Source organism: Marinomonas sp. ATLA20 (assembly GCF_057180105.1).
In genome coordinates this window covers 275763-291918 of the sequence record NZ_JBXUKU010000005.1, presented here as the reverse complement: position 1 = coordinate 291918, position 16156 = coordinate 275763, and the positions used below count along the sequence as shown (strand labels likewise).

Annotated in this window: 17 protein-coding genes and 2 tRNA genes; 2 read left to right on the top strand and 17 right to left on the bottom strand. The window is 41.9% G+C overall.

The window, feature by feature from the left end; translation table 11 throughout:
- Positions 1-25: 25 nt before the first annotated feature.
- The 14 genes from nadA to AC2A4J_RS10960 form a co-directional block, all read right to left on the bottom strand.
- The gene (gene nadA, locus AC2A4J_RS11025) at positions 26-1072 is read right to left on the bottom strand and encodes a quinolinate synthase NadA (RefSeq protein WP_484176028.1); all 1047 of its coding nucleotides are present in this window, start codon (positions 1070-1072) and stop codon (positions 26-28) included.
- A gap of 41 nt (positions 1073-1113) precedes the next feature.
- A tRNA-Lys gene (locus AC2A4J_RS11020) sits at positions 1114-1189 on the bottom strand.
- 29 nt (positions 1190-1218) lie between these two features.
- Positions 1219-1294: transfer RNA gene (locus AC2A4J_RS11015), tRNA-Lys, on the bottom strand.
- A 41-nt stretch (positions 1295-1335) separates the two neighbouring features.
- Positions 1336-2124, bottom strand: coding sequence for a tol-pal system protein YbgF (gene ybgF / locus AC2A4J_RS11010; RefSeq protein WP_484176027.1), 789 nt, complete (start codon positions 2122-2124; stop codon positions 1336-1338).
- Positions 2124-2708 carry a peptidoglycan-associated lipoprotein Pal gene (pal, locus tag AC2A4J_RS11005; protein WP_484176026.1) on the bottom strand — a complete coding sequence of 195 codons (585 nt, stop codon included), beginning with the start codon at positions 2706-2708 and terminating at the stop codon, positions 2124-2126. Before pal ends, ybgF begins: the two co-directional genes overlap by 1 nt.
- 19 nt (positions 2709-2727) lie before the next feature.
- Positions 2728-4026, bottom strand: coding sequence for a Tol-Pal system beta propeller repeat protein TolB (gene tolB, locus AC2A4J_RS11000; protein ID WP_484176025.1), 1299 nt, complete (start codon positions 4024-4026; stop codon positions 2728-2730).
- On the bottom strand, positions 4026-4967 hold the full coding sequence (gene tolA, locus AC2A4J_RS10995) for a cell envelope integrity protein TolA (RefSeq protein ID WP_484176024.1): 942 nt from the start codon (positions 4965-4967) through the stop codon (positions 4026-4028). The genes tolB and tolA overlap by 1 nt, the downstream gene beginning before the upstream one ends.
- Entirely contained in the window at positions 4967-5395 is a 429-nt protein-coding gene (gene tolR, locus AC2A4J_RS10990; protein WP_484176023.1) for a protein TolR, read from the bottom strand. The genes tolA and tolR overlap by 1 nt, the downstream gene beginning before the upstream one ends.
- The gene (gene tolQ / locus AC2A4J_RS10985) at positions 5395-6075 is read right to left on the bottom strand and encodes a protein TolQ (RefSeq protein ID WP_255829161.1); all 681 of its coding nucleotides are present in this window, start codon (positions 6073-6075) and stop codon (positions 5395-5397) included. The genes tolR and tolQ overlap by 1 nt, the downstream gene beginning before the upstream one ends.
- Before the next feature lie 9 nt (positions 6076-6084).
- Positions 6085-7098 (bottom strand): Holliday junction branch migration DNA helicase RuvB, encoded by a 1014-nt coding sequence (gene ruvB / locus AC2A4J_RS10980; RefSeq protein ID WP_255829160.1) that lies wholly within the window; start codon positions 7096-7098, stop codon positions 6085-6087.
- Positions 7099-7101: 3 nt separating this feature from the next.
- Positions 7102-7704: a Holliday junction branch migration protein RuvA gene (gene ruvA, locus AC2A4J_RS10975; RefSeq protein WP_255829159.1), complete on the bottom strand. Its 603-nt coding sequence runs from the start codon at positions 7702-7704 to the stop codon at positions 7102-7104.
- Positions 7701-8258 carry a crossover junction endodeoxyribonuclease RuvC gene (gene ruvC / locus AC2A4J_RS10970; RefSeq protein WP_484176022.1) on the bottom strand — a complete coding sequence of 186 codons (558 nt, stop codon included), beginning with the start codon at positions 8256-8258 and terminating at the stop codon, positions 7701-7703. Before ruvC ends, ruvA begins: the two co-directional genes overlap by 4 nt.
- Before the next feature lie 162 nt (positions 8259-8420).
- On the bottom strand, positions 8421-10190 hold the full coding sequence (aspS, locus tag AC2A4J_RS10965; protein ID WP_484176021.1) for an aspartate--tRNA ligase: 1770 nt from the start codon (positions 10188-10190) through the stop codon (positions 8421-8423).
- 189 nt (positions 10191-10379) lie between these two features.
- Positions 10380-10871, bottom strand: coding sequence for a transcription elongation factor GreAB (locus AC2A4J_RS10960; protein WP_484176020.1), 492 nt, complete (start codon positions 10869-10871; stop codon positions 10380-10382).
- Between the two features lie 210 nt (positions 10872-11081).
- Here AC2A4J_RS10960 and AC2A4J_RS10955 point away from each other — a divergent pair, with 210 nt between their 5' ends.
- Together AC2A4J_RS10955 and AC2A4J_RS10950 are read left to right on the top strand one after the other, a co-directional pair.
- Positions 11082-11528, top strand: coding sequence for a MarR family winged helix-turn-helix transcriptional regulator (locus AC2A4J_RS10955; protein WP_484176019.1), 447 nt, complete (start codon positions 11082-11084; stop codon positions 11526-11528).
- Between the two features lie 10 nt (positions 11529-11538).
- Complete coding sequence (locus AC2A4J_RS10950; RefSeq protein ID WP_484176018.1) at positions 11539-12279, top strand: siderophore-interacting protein; 741 nt, start codon at positions 11539-11541, stop codon at positions 12277-12279.
- Positions 12280-12360: 81 nt separating this feature from the next.
- On the opposite strand, the gene cysN is transcribed toward AC2A4J_RS10950, so the two are convergent.
- From cysN to AC2A4J_RS10935, 3 genes are all read right to left on the bottom strand, one after another.
- A complete protein-coding gene (cysN, locus tag AC2A4J_RS10945; RefSeq protein ID WP_484176017.1) occupies positions 12361-13974 on the bottom strand; it encodes a sulfate adenylyltransferase subunit CysN in 1614 nt (537 codons plus the stop codon).
- Positions 13975-13992: 18 nt separating this feature from the next.
- Complete coding sequence (cysD, locus tag AC2A4J_RS10940) at positions 13993-14898, bottom strand: sulfate adenylyltransferase subunit CysD (protein ID WP_255829152.1); 906 nt, start codon at positions 14896-14898, stop codon at positions 13993-13995.
- A gap of 312 nt (positions 14899-15210) precedes the next feature.
- On the bottom strand, positions 15211-16134 hold the full coding sequence (locus AC2A4J_RS10935) for a coiled-coil domain-containing protein (RefSeq protein WP_255829151.1): 924 nt from the start codon (positions 16132-16134) through the stop codon (positions 15211-15213).
- Between the last annotated feature and the right edge of the window lie 22 nt (positions 16135-16156).

Sequence of the window (16156 nt, the reverse complement as noted above, 5' to 3'; positions counted from 1 at the left end):
CCTAAATACTAAATAAAGCTATGAATTATTTCACTTGAAAATCAAGCATTCGCTGCAATGGAATCAGAGCTTGGATCCTAGTTTCTTCAGTCACGTGTATCTCGCCTGTACTATCTCTTAGCGAATTTCGTAACATCTCCAGACTATTCAGCGCCATCCAAGGGCAATGCGCACAACTGCGGCAGTTTGCACCTGAGCCAGCTGTTGGGGCTTCTATAAAACGTTTATTTGGTGATGCCTGCTTCATCTTGTAAAAAATACCTCTGTCGGTAGCGACAATAAAGGTATCGTTTGACATATTTTTCGAGGCATTTAGCAGCTGCGATGTTGAGCCAACAACATCAGCAACCTCAACCACAGGCTCAGGTGATTCTGGATGAACCAGTACAGCGGCGTCAGGATAGATAGCTTTTAAATCTAAAATACCTTTGGCCTTAAACTCTTCATGAACAATGCAAGCTCCATCCCAAAGAATCATATCAGCGCCAGTTTCCCGCTGAATATAACCACCTAGATGCTGATCTGGAGCCCAAATAATTTTCTCACCCTGATCTACAAGATGATTAACAACGTCCAATGCAATACTGGAAGTGACAACCCAATCCGCTCTGGCTTTCACTGCGGCTGATGTATTGGCATACACAACGACCTTCCGATCTGGATACTGATCACAAAAAGCAGAAAATTCTTCAATTGGGCAGCCAATATCAAGTGAGCAAGTTGCTTCTAACGTTGGCATTAAGATTGTTTTTTCAGGGCTAAGTATTTTTGCTGTTTCACCCATGAATTTAACGCCTGCAACCACTAATGTCTTCGCTTCATGGTTTGCGCCAAAACGAGCCATTTCTAGTGAGTCGGCAATAATTCCGCCCGTCTCTTCTGCAAGCTCTTGAATGGCATCTTCAGTGTAATAATGAGCAACCAAAACGGCATTTTTTTGCTTAAGCAAAGATTTAATTTCGTCACGAATTTGAGCGTCGTCAACAGACTTTATTTCAAGGCTTTTTTCAGCTTCAGACAAATATTTTTGGACGGTATCGCGAAGTGCTGCTTTATTGAAAAGTTCGGACATATCATTACCCCTTAAGAAACTGGGAGCGGAATGAGTGTTTTTGGTGGGTCGTACTGGATTCGAACCAGTGACCAATTGATTAAAAGTCAACTGCTCTACCAACTGAGCTAACGACCCAAAAATCACAAAAGGAATACAAAATATGTTGGTGGGTCGTACTGGATTCGAACCAGTGACCAATTGATTAAAAGTCAACTGCTCTACCAACTGAGCTAACGACCCAACGGGTTGCGTATAATACAGAGCCCGCTGAGGATTGCAAGCTATTTAATTTTACTTAAATACCCTGCCGCTAGTTTAGCTGCTTTACTATCGGGAAAACGTCTAATTACATCCTGTAAATAAGACTTAGCTTTTGCTGTATCCCCTAGTTGATCAGTCACTGTACCTAACTTATACAATGAGTCTTGCTCTTTACTATGCCCAGGAAAGTTCTTAATCACTGTAGAAAATGCATCTATAGCTTCTTGAGATTTGCCTTGTACCAATTTAACCTCACCTAACCAATAATAACCATTACCAGTTAACGTGTTATTTGGATAATCCTTTACAAACTTAGTTAATGCAATTTCTGCCTCATCAAACTTTCTTTGAGGAATTAAATTATAAGCATCATTATAAGCTTGCTGGGACTGGGCTGTTGGTGGCTGAAGATTAACAGGTGCTAGCGGTGAAGAAATCAAAGAACTCGTTGAGGGAACGGCTCTAGTAGCCGCTACTTGGGAGGATGACTGCCCTGCACTTTGCACTTGAGAAGATGTGTACTTTGGCTCATTAGCTGAAGCAGACATAAGTATAGAAATGCGCTTATCAAGATCGATATAACGATCTCGCTGGCTCTCTTTCATTAACTTTAATTCGTGACCCTGACTTTCTAATTGTCCACGAAGGCTTTGAACCTCCTGTTGCAGTGTTTCCAATTGAAAAAGCAGATCGGCAGCAGCACTTGGAGAAAGGCCACCACTCGCTTGTGGAACCTCAGCTAATGCAAATGGTGCTGATAAACACAGCACCATTGCAAAAGAGCGAACTTTTAAATCTTTATAGATCATTATTCGTAACGAACTTCAACTCGACGGTTTAACTGCCAAGCATTGCTGTCATGACCGAAGGCAACAGGAACTTCTTCACCAAAGCTTACTGTTTCGATTTGAGAAGCAGCAACACCCTGAATGGTCAAATAACGGCTAATAGCCTTTGCACGACGCTCACCTAGAGCCATGTTATATTCGCGAGTACCACGCTCATCAGCATGACCTTCTAGAACTACACGTGCATCTGGGTGCGATACCAAATATTCAGCATGTTTAGCTAGAGCTTCACGAGACTCTGGACGTACAATTGATTTGTCAAAATCAAAGTAAAATACAGTTTCTACGCCAGCTAGTGAATCCATGCCGTTGTCATCATTAGCCGCAACGTCTTCTTCAACAATAACGCTAGTCATTGCATCATCTTGACCTGCACCAAATGCTTGGTCAGTGTTTTCAGCAGCAGTTTGATTTGCTTGCTCAGTTGAAGCGGCATCTTCAGCAACAGTTGAAGAATCAGTATCTGTTGCTGTTGTGCTACAACCTGCAATCCAAGCTGCAGACAAACCAATTACAGCAAACTTACCTAGTTTTGTTACACTCATTATTCACTCCTCAATGTCTTTATTTGAAATACGGGGACCAAGATGGTTCTCGTACATCTCCGTCTGCTGATGGTAACCTATATTTTACAAGGCCATCAACGGATACTACGGCTAAGATACCCTTTCCTTGATAGGTTGTGGCATATATCACCATGCTACCATTTGGCGCAATGCTTGGCGATTCATCTAAGTAAGTCTCTGTGAGAACTTGAACTCGACCTGTTTTCATATCCTGGAGTGCAATATGATAATTACCATCGTTCTTTTGAACGGTAACTAGGTAACGTCCATCGGGCGTCATTCTAGCTCTGGTATTCAGCTCTCCTTCAAAGGTAACTCTCTCTACACGCTTACTTTTCACATCTAATCGATATATTTGCGGATTACCGCCTCGATCAGACGTAAATACAATTCCCTTACCATCTGGTTCCCAGCTTGGTTCGGTATCAATTGCATAATGGTTTGTCATACGCTCCAGTTTCTGTGTCGCGATGTCTAAAGTATAAATTTCTGGGTTGTTATCTTTAGAAAGTACCAATGCTAATTTTTTTCCGTCTGGCGACCATGAAGGCGCACCATTCAACCCTCTAAATTGGGCTATTTGCTGACGCTTGCCGGTTGCCAATTCCTGAATGAAAATATTTGGACGTCGATTCCGAAACATTACATAAGCAATTTTTCGACCATCCATACTCCAAGAGGGAGACAATATAGGCTCTTTAGATTCAACAACAACTTGAGGGCGATGTCCATCAGCATCAGCAACTTGCAATTTAAATAATGGCGCCTTTTTGTCACCTTCTGCAGTAACATATAATATTCTGGTGCTAAATGCCCCCCTAGTTCCAGTCAATAATTCGTAAACTTTATCACTGATATAGTGCGCAGCATCACGAAAATTTCTTGAATTAACATCTATAGAGCTATGCTTTTGAACTGGCTTCTGACTTAAAACATTTAATAACTCAAAACCAATTCTGTACTGATTGTTAGGCAGCTTTTTAATCGTACCTATAACAACATAGTCACTCTTTAAAAGACGCCAATCTCTATAAAATACATCGGACTCTTTTGATGGCATGCTTAGCATATTAGAGCGAGGTATAGGTTGAAACAAACCACTGCGAGCCAAATCAGCCTCAACAATTTGAGCAATATCCTCTGGAAGTGCATCCACACCATCATAGCCAAAAGGAACAACAGCTATAGGAAGCAATTGGTCTGCACCGCTGGTTATTTCAATAACTAATTGAGCTCTCGCTGACCCCATAAATATTAAGCAAGTGAATAATATAGTTAACCATTTTTTAAACATCATTAATTTCTCAAATCTTGCGGGTTAAAAATCAAATCTACTTGACGAAAGTTTCGTTCAAAGACATATGAGTCAACTTTCGATAACTCTTCAATTTTTCTTACCTTGTAAACAGCATCAACTGCTCTTTGGTCAAATAAAGCATCGCCACTACTTGTCGTGACTTGCACATTCATAACTTCTCCATTGGGCAAGAAATAAATACGCAACTGGGTTTTCATATTATTTCGAGCGCTTGGTGGGCGAATCCAGGCAGCAGTAACCCTATCATTTATTAGCCCACTGATAGATTGGACCATTTGAGCCTCATCTGCCGCTCTTTGTTTCGCCTCTTCAGCTGCTGCTCTAGCAGCCGCCTCCTCGGCTTTTTTCTTCTCCGCCAGTCTAGCCGCTTCTTCTTGACGCTTACGCTCTTCTTCAGCTATACGATCAGCTTCAGCTTTACGGGCAAGCTCTTTGCGTTGCTTTTCATTGGCCTCTTTTTCAGCTAAACGTTTTTTTTCAGCTTGCTCTTGAGCCAAACGCTTACTTTCTGCTTCTTGTGCTGCACGTTTTTGCTCAGCGGCTTTTTTCTTTCTTTCCGTTTCCTGACGCTCAGCCTCTGCCTTTTCTTTTGCTTGCTTAGCTTGAGCAAGTTGCTTTTGCTTTTCTTCTAAAGCCTTACGCTGGGCTTCTTTTTTTCTACTCTGTTCAGCTTCTTTTTTCTTTTTTTCTGCCAACGCGGCTGCCTGCTGCTTTGCCGCTTTCTCTTCAGATTCTCTTTGGCCTATTATGGTTTCAGAGATATCAATAACGGTCGCATTAACAATAGGCGGACGCTTTGGCTTTGGAGTCTCATTATCACTAAAATCTATCGCAACCAAGCCTGCAATAACAATACTCGCATGCAAACCTATTGCTAGGACGGTTGGAATACTATAATTATCACTGCGAAACCATTTCATTAATTTTTATCCGGTTCAGTCACTAAACCTACATTTGGAACGCCAGCGCCTTGCAAGGTAACCATCAAACCAATGACATCACCATAAGAAACATTTTTATCCCCTCTTACTAGCACGGACATCTTAGGGTTTTGGCTTAACACCTTTCTAACTCTATCCTGTATTTGAGATAAAGCTATGGACTCTTGCTTACCACCTACATCCAAATAGTATTGGCCCTTAGCATCTACAGAAGCAATCATGACATCGTTTTCTGTGTCCTGTATTGGTGAGGCATTTGCGTTGGGTAATTCGACATCCACACCTTGAGTAAGCATTGGCGCAGTAATCATAAAGATAACCAAGAGCACCAACATAACGTCAATATAAGGAACAACGTTTATCTCAGCCATTGGGCGGCGTTTATTTCTTCTTCTTGAGCGAGCCACTATTCAGCGCCTCCCTCTCTCACATGTACCTTACGATGTAGGATACTGGTAAATTCGTCGGCAAAATTCTCGTAACTTGAACTAAGAGATTCTGCTGTAGAAGAAAAACGGTTATATGCAATTACAGCTGGAATCGCTGCTGCCAGACCAATTGCCGTTGCAATAAGAGCTTCTGCAATACCAGGAGCAACGGTTGCCAATGTTGCCTGTTGGACCTCTGCAAGACCAATAAAAGAGTGCATTATCCCCCATACCGTACCGAACAAGCCGATGTAAGGGCTAGTTGAGCCAACAGTGGCTAAAAATGGTAAATGCTGATCAAGCTTCTCTTCCTCGCGATATAGCGCCACTCGCATCGATCTTTGAACACCATCCATAATGGCTTCTGGATCGACATTATGGCTCTGTCTTAATCGAGTAAATTCTTTAATGCCTGAGGTAAAGATAGTTTCCATACCTCCTACCTTACGGCCTTCTTGTGTGAGCTTGCGATATAATTGGCTCAAATCAATACCAGACCAAAAACTTTCTTCAAATGCGGCACGTACTTTTTTTGCTTCCTTTAAAACACGAATCCTTTGAAATATTACAATCCATGAAAACACAGAAGCAGCCAGTAAAATCAACATTACAAGCTGGACCACAAAACTAGCACTAGCGATTAGTCCCCAAATTGACATTATTAACCTCTATTTAAAATCTGAAGGTAGTTGGTAATTAAAATGTTCATAAGCACGTTTTGTAACTTGGCGACCTCTCGGTGTTCTAATTATAAAACCTTGCTGAATCAAAAACGGCTCAATGACGTCTTCGATAGTATCTTTATCTTCGCCTAATGCGGCTGAAACGCTGTCTAGACCAACCGGTCTTCCGTCAAACTTTTCTATCATAGTCAATAACATGCGTCTATCTAAGTGATCGAAGCCCTGACTATCTACACTTAACATATCTAATGCCCTCTGAGCAACTTTTTGCCCAACAAGCACCTCTCCGCTAACTTGCGCAACGTCTCTAACTCGTCGCAATAGACGGTTTGCAATTCTTGGTGTGCCTCTTGATCTTCTTGCCACTTCAAAGCAACCTGAGTGATCTAGCTCCATACCCATTTTACTTGCGGAACGCGCTACAATCGTTGTCAGTGATTCAACATCATAAAACTCTAAGCGCTGCACAATTCCAAAGCGATCTCGGAGAGGTGATGTTAAGAGTCCTGCTCGCGTTGTTGCTCCGACAAGTGTAAACGGTGGGAGTTCAATTTTAATTGACCTAGCTGCTGGACCTTCACCAATCATTATATCCAGCTGGTAATCCTCCATAGCTGGATAAAGCACTTCTTCAATTGCTGGGCTTAACCTGTGTATTTCATCTATAAATAAAATGTCACCTTCATTTAGATTTGTCAGCAGCGCAGCCAAATCTCCTGCCCTCTCCAAAACAGGCCCAGATGTCGTTCTAACTTCAGCCCCCATCTCGTTACCAATAATATTGGCAAGGGTAGTTTTACCTAAGCCTGGAGGTCCAAAGATTAGGGTGTGGTCAAGAGGCTCTTCACGCTGGCGGGCGGCCTGAATGAAAATTTCCATTTGCTCTCGAACAACTGGTTGGCCAATATACTCGGCTAGGGCTTGCGGACGTATAGCACGATCTATTTGTCGATCATTACCTTTTAGCTCAGCAGAAATAATACGATCTTGTTCAATCATGTTTTATTTCCTTAACATCCCTTTTAAAGCCGCCTTAATGACATCTTCACTATTCGCGGCATCCACAGGTACACCCGCAATGGCTTTGGCCGCCTCTTGGGGTTTATAGCCAAGTGAAATAAGGGCAGCTTCAGCTTCTTGCCTAGGATCAGCTTGCACTTGACGCAGTACGGCAGGAGCTGAAAACAAGTCAGCTTTTGCCGCCTGTCCAAGCTTATCTCTCAATTCAATAATAAGTCGCTCGGCAGTTTTTTTGCCAACACCGGGAATACGAGTAAGAGCGGTAACATCCGAGTCTTGGACATTATTAATGAGCTCCTCAGATGACATACTGGACAAAATTGCCAGTGCCATTTTTGGGCCAATACCATTTACTTTGATCAAAATACGAAACAATGCACGTTCGTTTTTATCAATAAATCCATAAAGTGTATGGGAGTCCTCTTTAACAAGAAGGTGAGTAAATAGCGTCACCTGCCCTCCGATTTGAGGCAAATCGTAGATTGTGGTCATAGAAGCACTTACTTCATAGCCAATTCCATTAACATCGACCATCAATTCTGGTGGCGTTTTTTCAATCAAAGTGCCGACAATTCGTCCGATCACAAAGTTTTCCTTACATCTAGTTCTGTCCAACGCTTAGAGGTGCGTCCCGCTCGCTTACCGACACCGTACTCTAGCCCACCGGAAGTTCGCGTATTAGCATGACACAAAGCAATAGCTAAAGCATCAGCCGCGTCAGCTTGGGGCTTAGAAGTTAGGTTCAATAGTAACTGAACCATCATCTGCACCTGTGTTTTATCAGCATTACCATTGCCAACCACAGACTGCTTGACTCGTCGAGCAGCATATTCATACACCACTAGTTCTTGAATAGACGCCGCCACGATAGCCGCCCCCCTCGCTTGACCTAGCTTGAGGGCTGAATTAGCATTTTTCGCTAAGAACACCTCTTCGATAGCAAACTCTTCTGGCTTATATTCTTCCAACAACGCAGAAACACTTTGAAATATATGCTTAAGCCTAACGGATAGCGCCTCATCAGGTAATCGTATACATCCACTATTAACGTAAACAGATTTACCATTTATAACGTCTATGATTCCAAAGCCTGTAATTCTTGAGCCTGGGTCAATAGCTAAAATTCTGGTCTTGGGCATAATTTTATCGTGCCTTATATAATTACTGTATATTTCAACAGCCCTTTACAAAGTATGCAATGCCAAAGTACAAAAAAGGCCGCTAATAAGCGGCCTTTTACGTTTTTCTTTCAAACTCTCAACATAACTTACTGTTTTAGAATAAGTTTAGAGCTGTTCCTATCACTCAACAACTGGCTTTCTAACGCGAATGCTCAGTTCTTTTAATTGCTTCTCACTGACTTCGCCAGGTGCCTGAGTCAATAGACACGTTGCACTTTGCGTTTTAGGGAAAGCAATGACATCACGAATAGAGCTTGAACCCGTCATTAGCATAACAAGACGATCTAAACCAAATGCCAAACCGCCATGCGGTGGCGCGCCAAACTTCAGTGCATCTAGCAAGAAGCCAAACTTCTCTTCTTGCTCTTCTTTGCTAATATTCAATAATTCAAACACAGTTTCTTGCATTGAAGACTGGTGAATACGGATAGAACCACCACCAAGCTCTGTGCCATTAAGAACCATATCGTAAGCCTGTGAAAGCGCTGTTAATGGATTGGCTTTCAAATCTTCAGGTGAACAAGAAGGCGCAGTGAATGGGTGGTGAATAGCCGTGATTCCGCCATCGCTCGTCTCTTCGAACATTGGGAAATCGACAACCCACAATGGCGCCCATTTGCAAGTGTAAAGATTTAAATCCTCACCCAACTTACAGCGTAATGCACCTAGAGCCTCATTAACGACTTTCTCAGAATCAGCTCCGAAGAAAATCAAATCGCCATCTTCAGCTTCAAGACGCTCAAGCAAAGCAGCGCGTACCTCAACAGGCAAGAATTTAACGATTGGAGATTGTAAGCCTTCTTCTAGATTAGACTTCTCGTTCACCTTGATGTAAGCCAGACCTTTTGCACCGTAAATAGATACATATTTGGTGTAGTCGTCAATTTGCTTACGAGTCAAAGCATTGCCGCCAGGCACTTTTAATGCTGCAACTCGGCCTTTTGGATCAGTAGCCGGGCCAGAGAACACTTTAAAATCAACGTTTGCCATCAAATCTGAAACGGTAACGATCGTTAATGGAATACGTAAATCTGGCTTATCACTGCCGTAAGTTTCCATTGCTTCAGAGTAAGGCATACGTGGGAATGACCCCAAATCAATATCCATTAACTCTTTAAACAAGCCAACAATCATATCTTCCGTCATTGCCATGATTTCTTGTTCACCCATGAATGACGTCTCGATGTCTACTTGAGTAAATTCTGGCTGACGATCAGCACGTAAATCTTCATCGCGGAAACATTTGGCAATTTGGTAGTAACGATCAAAACCAGAAACCATCAATAACTGTTTGAACAACTGCGGAGACTGAGGTAATGCGAAGAAGCTACCTTGTTGTGTTCGGCTTGGTACCAAATAGTCGCGAGCACCTTCAGGGGTTGCACGAGTCAGGATTGGTGTCTCAATATCCAAGAAGCCATTATCATCTAAGTAACGGCGTAAAACAGAAGTTACTTTTGAGCGGAAACGCATTTTTTGCTGAATTTCAGGACGACGTAAATCAATAAAACGATTTTTTAGTCGAACATCCTCACCAACAGACTGGTGCTCATCAAGCTGAAATGGTGGTGTTTTTGCAGCGTTAAGAATTTCTAACTCTGTTCCTAATACTTCGATTTCACCAGTATTCATATTTGGATTGACTGTACCTTCAGGGCGGGCACGAACCAAACCTTTTAATTTAACAACAAATTCGTTACGAACACTGTCTGCAAGCGCAAAGCTTTCAGCACGATCTGGATCGAAAACAACTTGAGTAATACCTTCACGATCACGAACGTCTAAGAAGATAACGCCACCGTGGTCACGACGACGATGGACCCAACCGCATAGGGTTATTTCTTGTGAAATATTAGAAGCATTTAACTCGCCGCAATAATGGCTGCGCATAATTTCTTTCCTATTACTTTCTCAGTAAGAGAGTGATTTTTTCTTAGAACGTTTTCTATCCGATCAGCAATGTTAACTGAATTTTAAGCTCTGGATAGAAGAACAGAATATTTTAAGGCAAAGCATTATATGCGAACAGAGTCCGACTCTCTAGGGTCTGAACCAAATTTGTCCGCCACAATATCCGCTTTATGCAATAGTGGTTATTTCATAAGCGGTTTGTTTGCCATTTTGCGCTAATTCAACTTCATCCCCAAGCATTTTACCAAACAACACCTTCCCCACTGGCGTCGCTGTCGTTACGAGATAAACCGGCTTTCCTTCAATATCAATACAAAGCCCTCCCGCACAAGGTGAAATGAAAAAATATTTCGTCATGGGGTTTATTGAGTTGAGTTCAGATAAAGCAACCAAACACCATAAACCAACAACATCCTCTTCAGCGAATAAAACAGGCTGCTTCTTATCAAACACCAACCAATCCTTTTCGCATTCCAATACTCGCTGTGACTGTCCATGAGCCAAATAAGAGGCCTCTAAACCAAAGGTGTCATATTTATTTTCTGCAACACTTTCTTTATTTGTTGCTGCTTCATGCGCCTGTTTTGCGGCCCATTTAGCCGTTTCATAGCGACTCAGTAGCGACTCTGTAATCGCGTTATGTACATTATGTTTATCCATTTTGACTTTATCTGTCTAATTTCAATCTGTGCATTGTATCGATTCGACTCGATAAAAAAAGCCATTTACAGCATTGCTCGTGAAAGCTTTATCTATAAAGTGTCAAAAATAATGATTTTGCAGATAACCACAACCCTAAGTTGACACTATCAACCATAATGCACTATATTGATAACCATTCTCATATTTAACATAAAAGGTAGACATTTTATGAAGGAAAAAATTGGCGAGTCACTTCATAGATTGATTCATAGTTATCGCCACCAAGTACGTGAGTCACTGTTAAGTTCAGGCGTTTCGATTCCAGTAACCCATTTACGCTCTCTGAAATGCATTAAAAAAATAGCAAACTGTAGTGCAAAAGATATCTCGGATAGGCTCGCACTAGATAAATCTCAAATTACTCGCGTGCTTAAAGAGTTAGTTGGTTCAGGTTATGTGGAAAAAGTTCGCAACCCAGAAAATCACCGAAGTCAGCTATTAAGCCTGACACAAGCAGGCGATGAATTACTTACAGAACTGATGACGCTAGACCAATCTGCGGTCGAAAAGATGACACAAAACTTAACGGAACAACAAATAAACGAATTCATACACATTGCAGAAACCATGATGAGCAACCTTCACCCATCCACCTCTTGCAATAAACAAACTTAAGGAGCCTGTAATGAGCAGACAGCAACCGCGCGAATTGACGGTAATCAACAAAACCCTTGTTACGCCAAACATGTTGAGAGTCACCTTTGGTGGCGAAAATATTCATACCATTCCTGAAGATCAGGAAAGTGGTTATGTAAAATTAATTTTTCCGAGAGAAGATCAAAAGTCTCTATTTCGCACTTACACCATCCGCTACCAGCGGGATAATGAAATTGATATCGATTTTGTTTTGCACGAAGATGGCGGACCTGCTTCAACGTGGGCAAAAAACGCCCAGCCTAATGATACGATCCTTGTTGGAGGGCCAGGTCCGAAGAAGTTGATCGAAGAGTCTGCGGACTGGCAAATTTTAGTAGGAGATATGACTGCACTGCCTGCCATGAGTGTCAATCTAGAAAAGCTTCCGCTAGATGCAAAAGGCTACGCCATAATTGAAGTTATTTCTGAAGATGATATTCAGGCTTTACAGCATCCTTCTGGCATTGAACTAAAATGGGTTGTTAATCCGCATCCTGGCGAAAATTCCAGTTTTTTAGTCAATCAAATTACATCATTGCCATGGCCTAAAGGCTCTGTTTCTGTCTGGGCCGCTTGTGAATTTGCTAGCATGAGAGCATTGCGCTCTTTTTTCAAAAATGACACTAACGTTGAAAAAGAGAATCTCTATATTTCTAGTTATTGGAAATTAGGCAGCAATGAAGATCAGCATAAAGAAGTGAAACGAATAGACTCAGAGGAAATGGCGTAGTCAATTTTTTCGTTAGAAAAAACTCATTTAAAATTAAAAAGCCAGCTCAATTTGAGCTGGCTTTTTTTTTGCATTTTTACATTACAGCTGAACGCTTTCAACAATCAGATCAACCACTTCATCCAATGAGGATTCCGCAATTTGAGAATCTGCAATTGCCGTATCTGCAACCAAAAAGGCAATACCTGTCTGGCGAATCAATGCAGCCTCATGCACAGTCGCATCCGCTTTCACTAGTGCAACAACACCTTGACGTAACAGCAAGCGCTCAAGCGTATCGCCTTGTTGCAAAACACTATCAGCTAACGCAATGACGGCTGGTTTTTGACCAAGTCGTGCAGCACGGTCTTCGGCACTAACAATGGCATCTTGGTCTAGCTCAGCAACAGCTTCTTCAACCATACCTGCGCCAACTGTGACATTGGTCAAGCGGTCAATGATAATTAAAGCGCCAGTGAATCGACTATCCGTGTATTCATCAAATGCAACGGGGGCATCAAACTGAATAACCGCATCACCAATACCATTTAGCTCCAACTCATCAATATCACTCACTTCCAGCGTATTCACATCAACGCGATGGTTAAAGTGATGAACTTTACCAGGGACCGTCTGAGTTCCTATTTTAAAGTCATAGAGCTTACCTGGAACTAAAGGGTGGTCAGCCATCCAAACAATAGATGAGCGAAGTGTTGTCGCAATAAGTGGCTCTTGACCAACATGAGACAGCATATCTCCACGACTAATATCTATTTCATCTTCCAATGTAATCGTCACAGCTTGACCAGCTTTAGCCGTCTCTAGGTCACCATCAAATGTCACTATTCTTTCAACTGTCGATGTTTTACCTGAAGGCAAAGCGACAACTTTATCACCTGGCTTAACGGCACCGGCAGCAATGGTTCCTGAAAAGCCACGAAAATCTAGGTTAGGACGATTAACGTATTGAACCGGTAAGCGGAAAGCATCACGCTTAACATCACGGTTAATTTGTACCGTTTCTAAAATAGACATCAATGGACCACCTTGATACCAAGGTGTGCTTTCTGATGCATTGACTACGTTATCACCACGCAGTGCTGACATAGGTACAAAATGAATATCTTCAGGTTTACGGTCGCCTAGCTGATCGACAAATTTAAGATAGTCGTTTTTAATTTGGTTGAATTTTTCTTCTGAAAACTCAACTAAATCCATTTTATTAATCGCAACGACAACATGCTTAATGCCTAATAGTGAAGCAATATAGCTATGACGGCGAGTTTGAGTTTGCACGCCATAACGCGCATCGATCAAAATAATAGCAAGATCACAAGTGGATGCACCTGTCGCCATGTTGCGAGTATATTGTTCATGCCCTGGAGTATCAGCAATAATAAATTTTCGCTTTTCCGTCGAGAAATAACGGTAAGCCACATCAATGGTGATGCCCTGCTCTCGCTCTGCCTGTAGACCATCAACCAATAAGGCCAAGTCTACTTCCTCTCCTTGCGTACCTGATTTTTTACTATCGCGCTTAACTGCGTCTAGGTGATCTTCATAAATCAACTTAGAGTCATGAAGTAAGCGGCCAATTAATGTGCTTTTTCCGTCGTCGACGTTGCCACAAGTAAGAAGACGCAATAAGTCTTTTTCTTCATGCTGTTTCAGATAACCAAGTATGTCTTGGCTGATCAATTCTGATTGGTGAGACATTCTTTCTTTACTCCAAACTTAGAAATAGCCTTGTTTCTTCTTCTCTTCCATTGACCCAGATGAATCATGGTCAATCATTCGCCCTTGACGCTCTGAACTTTTTGTCAGCAACATTTCCTGAATAATTTCAGGCAAAGACGCCGCCTCAGATTCCACTGCACCAGTTAATGGGTAACAGCCTAGGGTACGGAAACGAACAGACTTCATCTCAGGCACTTCACCGTTTAATGGCATACGCTCGTCGTCAACCATGATCAAGGTACCATCACGTTCAACCACTGGACGTTTAGCGGAAAAGTAAAGAGGAACAATTGGAATGCTTTCCAAATAGATGTATTGCCAAATATCCAATTCAGTCCAGTTAGACAATGGGAAAACACGGATGCTTTCCCCTTTGTTTACTTTACCGTTATAGATATTCCACAATTCTGGGCGCTGATTTTTTGGGTCCCAGCGATGCTGTTTATCACGGAAGGAATAAACACGCTCTTTTGCGCGAGATTTCTCTTCGTCACGGCGTGCGCCACCAAAAGCGGCATCAAAACCGTATTTATCTAAAGCTTGCTTAAGACCTTGGGTTTTCATTACATCAGTGTGCTTTGAACTACCATGTGTAAATGGTCCGATACCCTGATCGATACCTTCCTGATTCTGGTGAACGATAAGCTCTAACCCAAGCTTAGCGACCAACTCATCACGGAAACTGATCATTTCTTTAAATTTCCAACCAGTATCCACGTGCATTAAAGGAAACGGTGGTTTACCAGGATAAAATGCCTTCATGGCAAGATGCAGCATTACCGCTGAGTCTTTACCAATGGAATAAAGCATTACGGGGTTATCAAATTCAGCAGCAACCTCACGTATAATGTGAATACTTTCGGCTTCTAGCTGTTTTAGGTGAGTAAGTCTTGCCTCTGTCATAATTTCCCATCTCTGTTGTCAGGCTTCAGCATTTTTTGAACTATAACATGCCTTTAGGTTATAAAAAGCACCACTTCTAGACTTTAGTAGAATATGCATATTAAAAAAGCTTTATAACTAAAGCCTTTAAAGGAATGATTTAATCAAAGAAGATGCAAACAAATCTCCTAAGAGCCGGTCTTTCAGAGAAGTCACAAAACAGGGCGTACCTCACAGAACGAATACTGCCACTTTCTTGAGAGTCGAAATGGTGACGGCACAAATAAAAATGGCCGATAAATCGGCCATTTTTATTCAACAGAGACTACATATCTACTGCAAGCTTAGTTGTTGCTCTAACATGAGCTGATTAATTTGTTTGCGTAAGCGAATAATTTCACTATTCACCTGAGTTCTGAAAGCATCGCTCGAGTTAATCGCATCTTGATGCTTAGCCAAAGTATCTTGAATATTCGCCACATCTGTAGAACTTGTGTCTGCAGAGCGCTTCTCTAAGGTTGCAACCTTTTTCTGAAGAGCATTTAAATCCTGCATAATCTGATCAAGACTTAATGCCTGAGCTTCATTCTGGCCAGCTTGGGCAAGAATTTGTTTCTCGGAAGATTGCAATCGTTTTACTTGATCATCCTGTTTAACCGCAATGGCTTTTACCGCTTCATCAATAGTCGCAACAGAAGGTACAAGTTTATTGTATCCAGCCTCAACTTCATTAAAAGCTTCAGCTTGAACGGCAATACGTTTAGATTGAGTCGAAACCGTTTCACGCAATGACGCCAGCTTCTTCTGCAGCTCATCTATAGCTGTATCATTATTCGCTATCGACTTCCTATTAGTATCATAAGCAACACCCCAGAGCTTACGAATCTCACTGTCGTGATTTTTTAACGTCTCTTCTAAGGTTTCACCCTGCTTATTAGCGGAAACATCAGCGGCAAGAAGCTGATGATCCAAATTTTGGATTTCATTTTTTGCACCATACAACTCGTTACGCAGCTGCATATTTTGCTGCCATAACCAATAACCAGCCCCGGCTGAAGCTGTTAGTATCAGCATTAATAAAATATAAATACCCGCTAAACTGGGCTTCTTATGAACAATAGTAGGTGCATGAGCGGGTTTAGCAGTAGTGGGATTGGTATGACCCTTCTGTGCTGTCGCACCTTGCGGCCTTCTATCGCTGACTTCATCTTGATCCAGAGTCAGGCTTGGGATCTCAACATCATCGTCTCTACGCATGGAAATTCTTATATAGTCACTA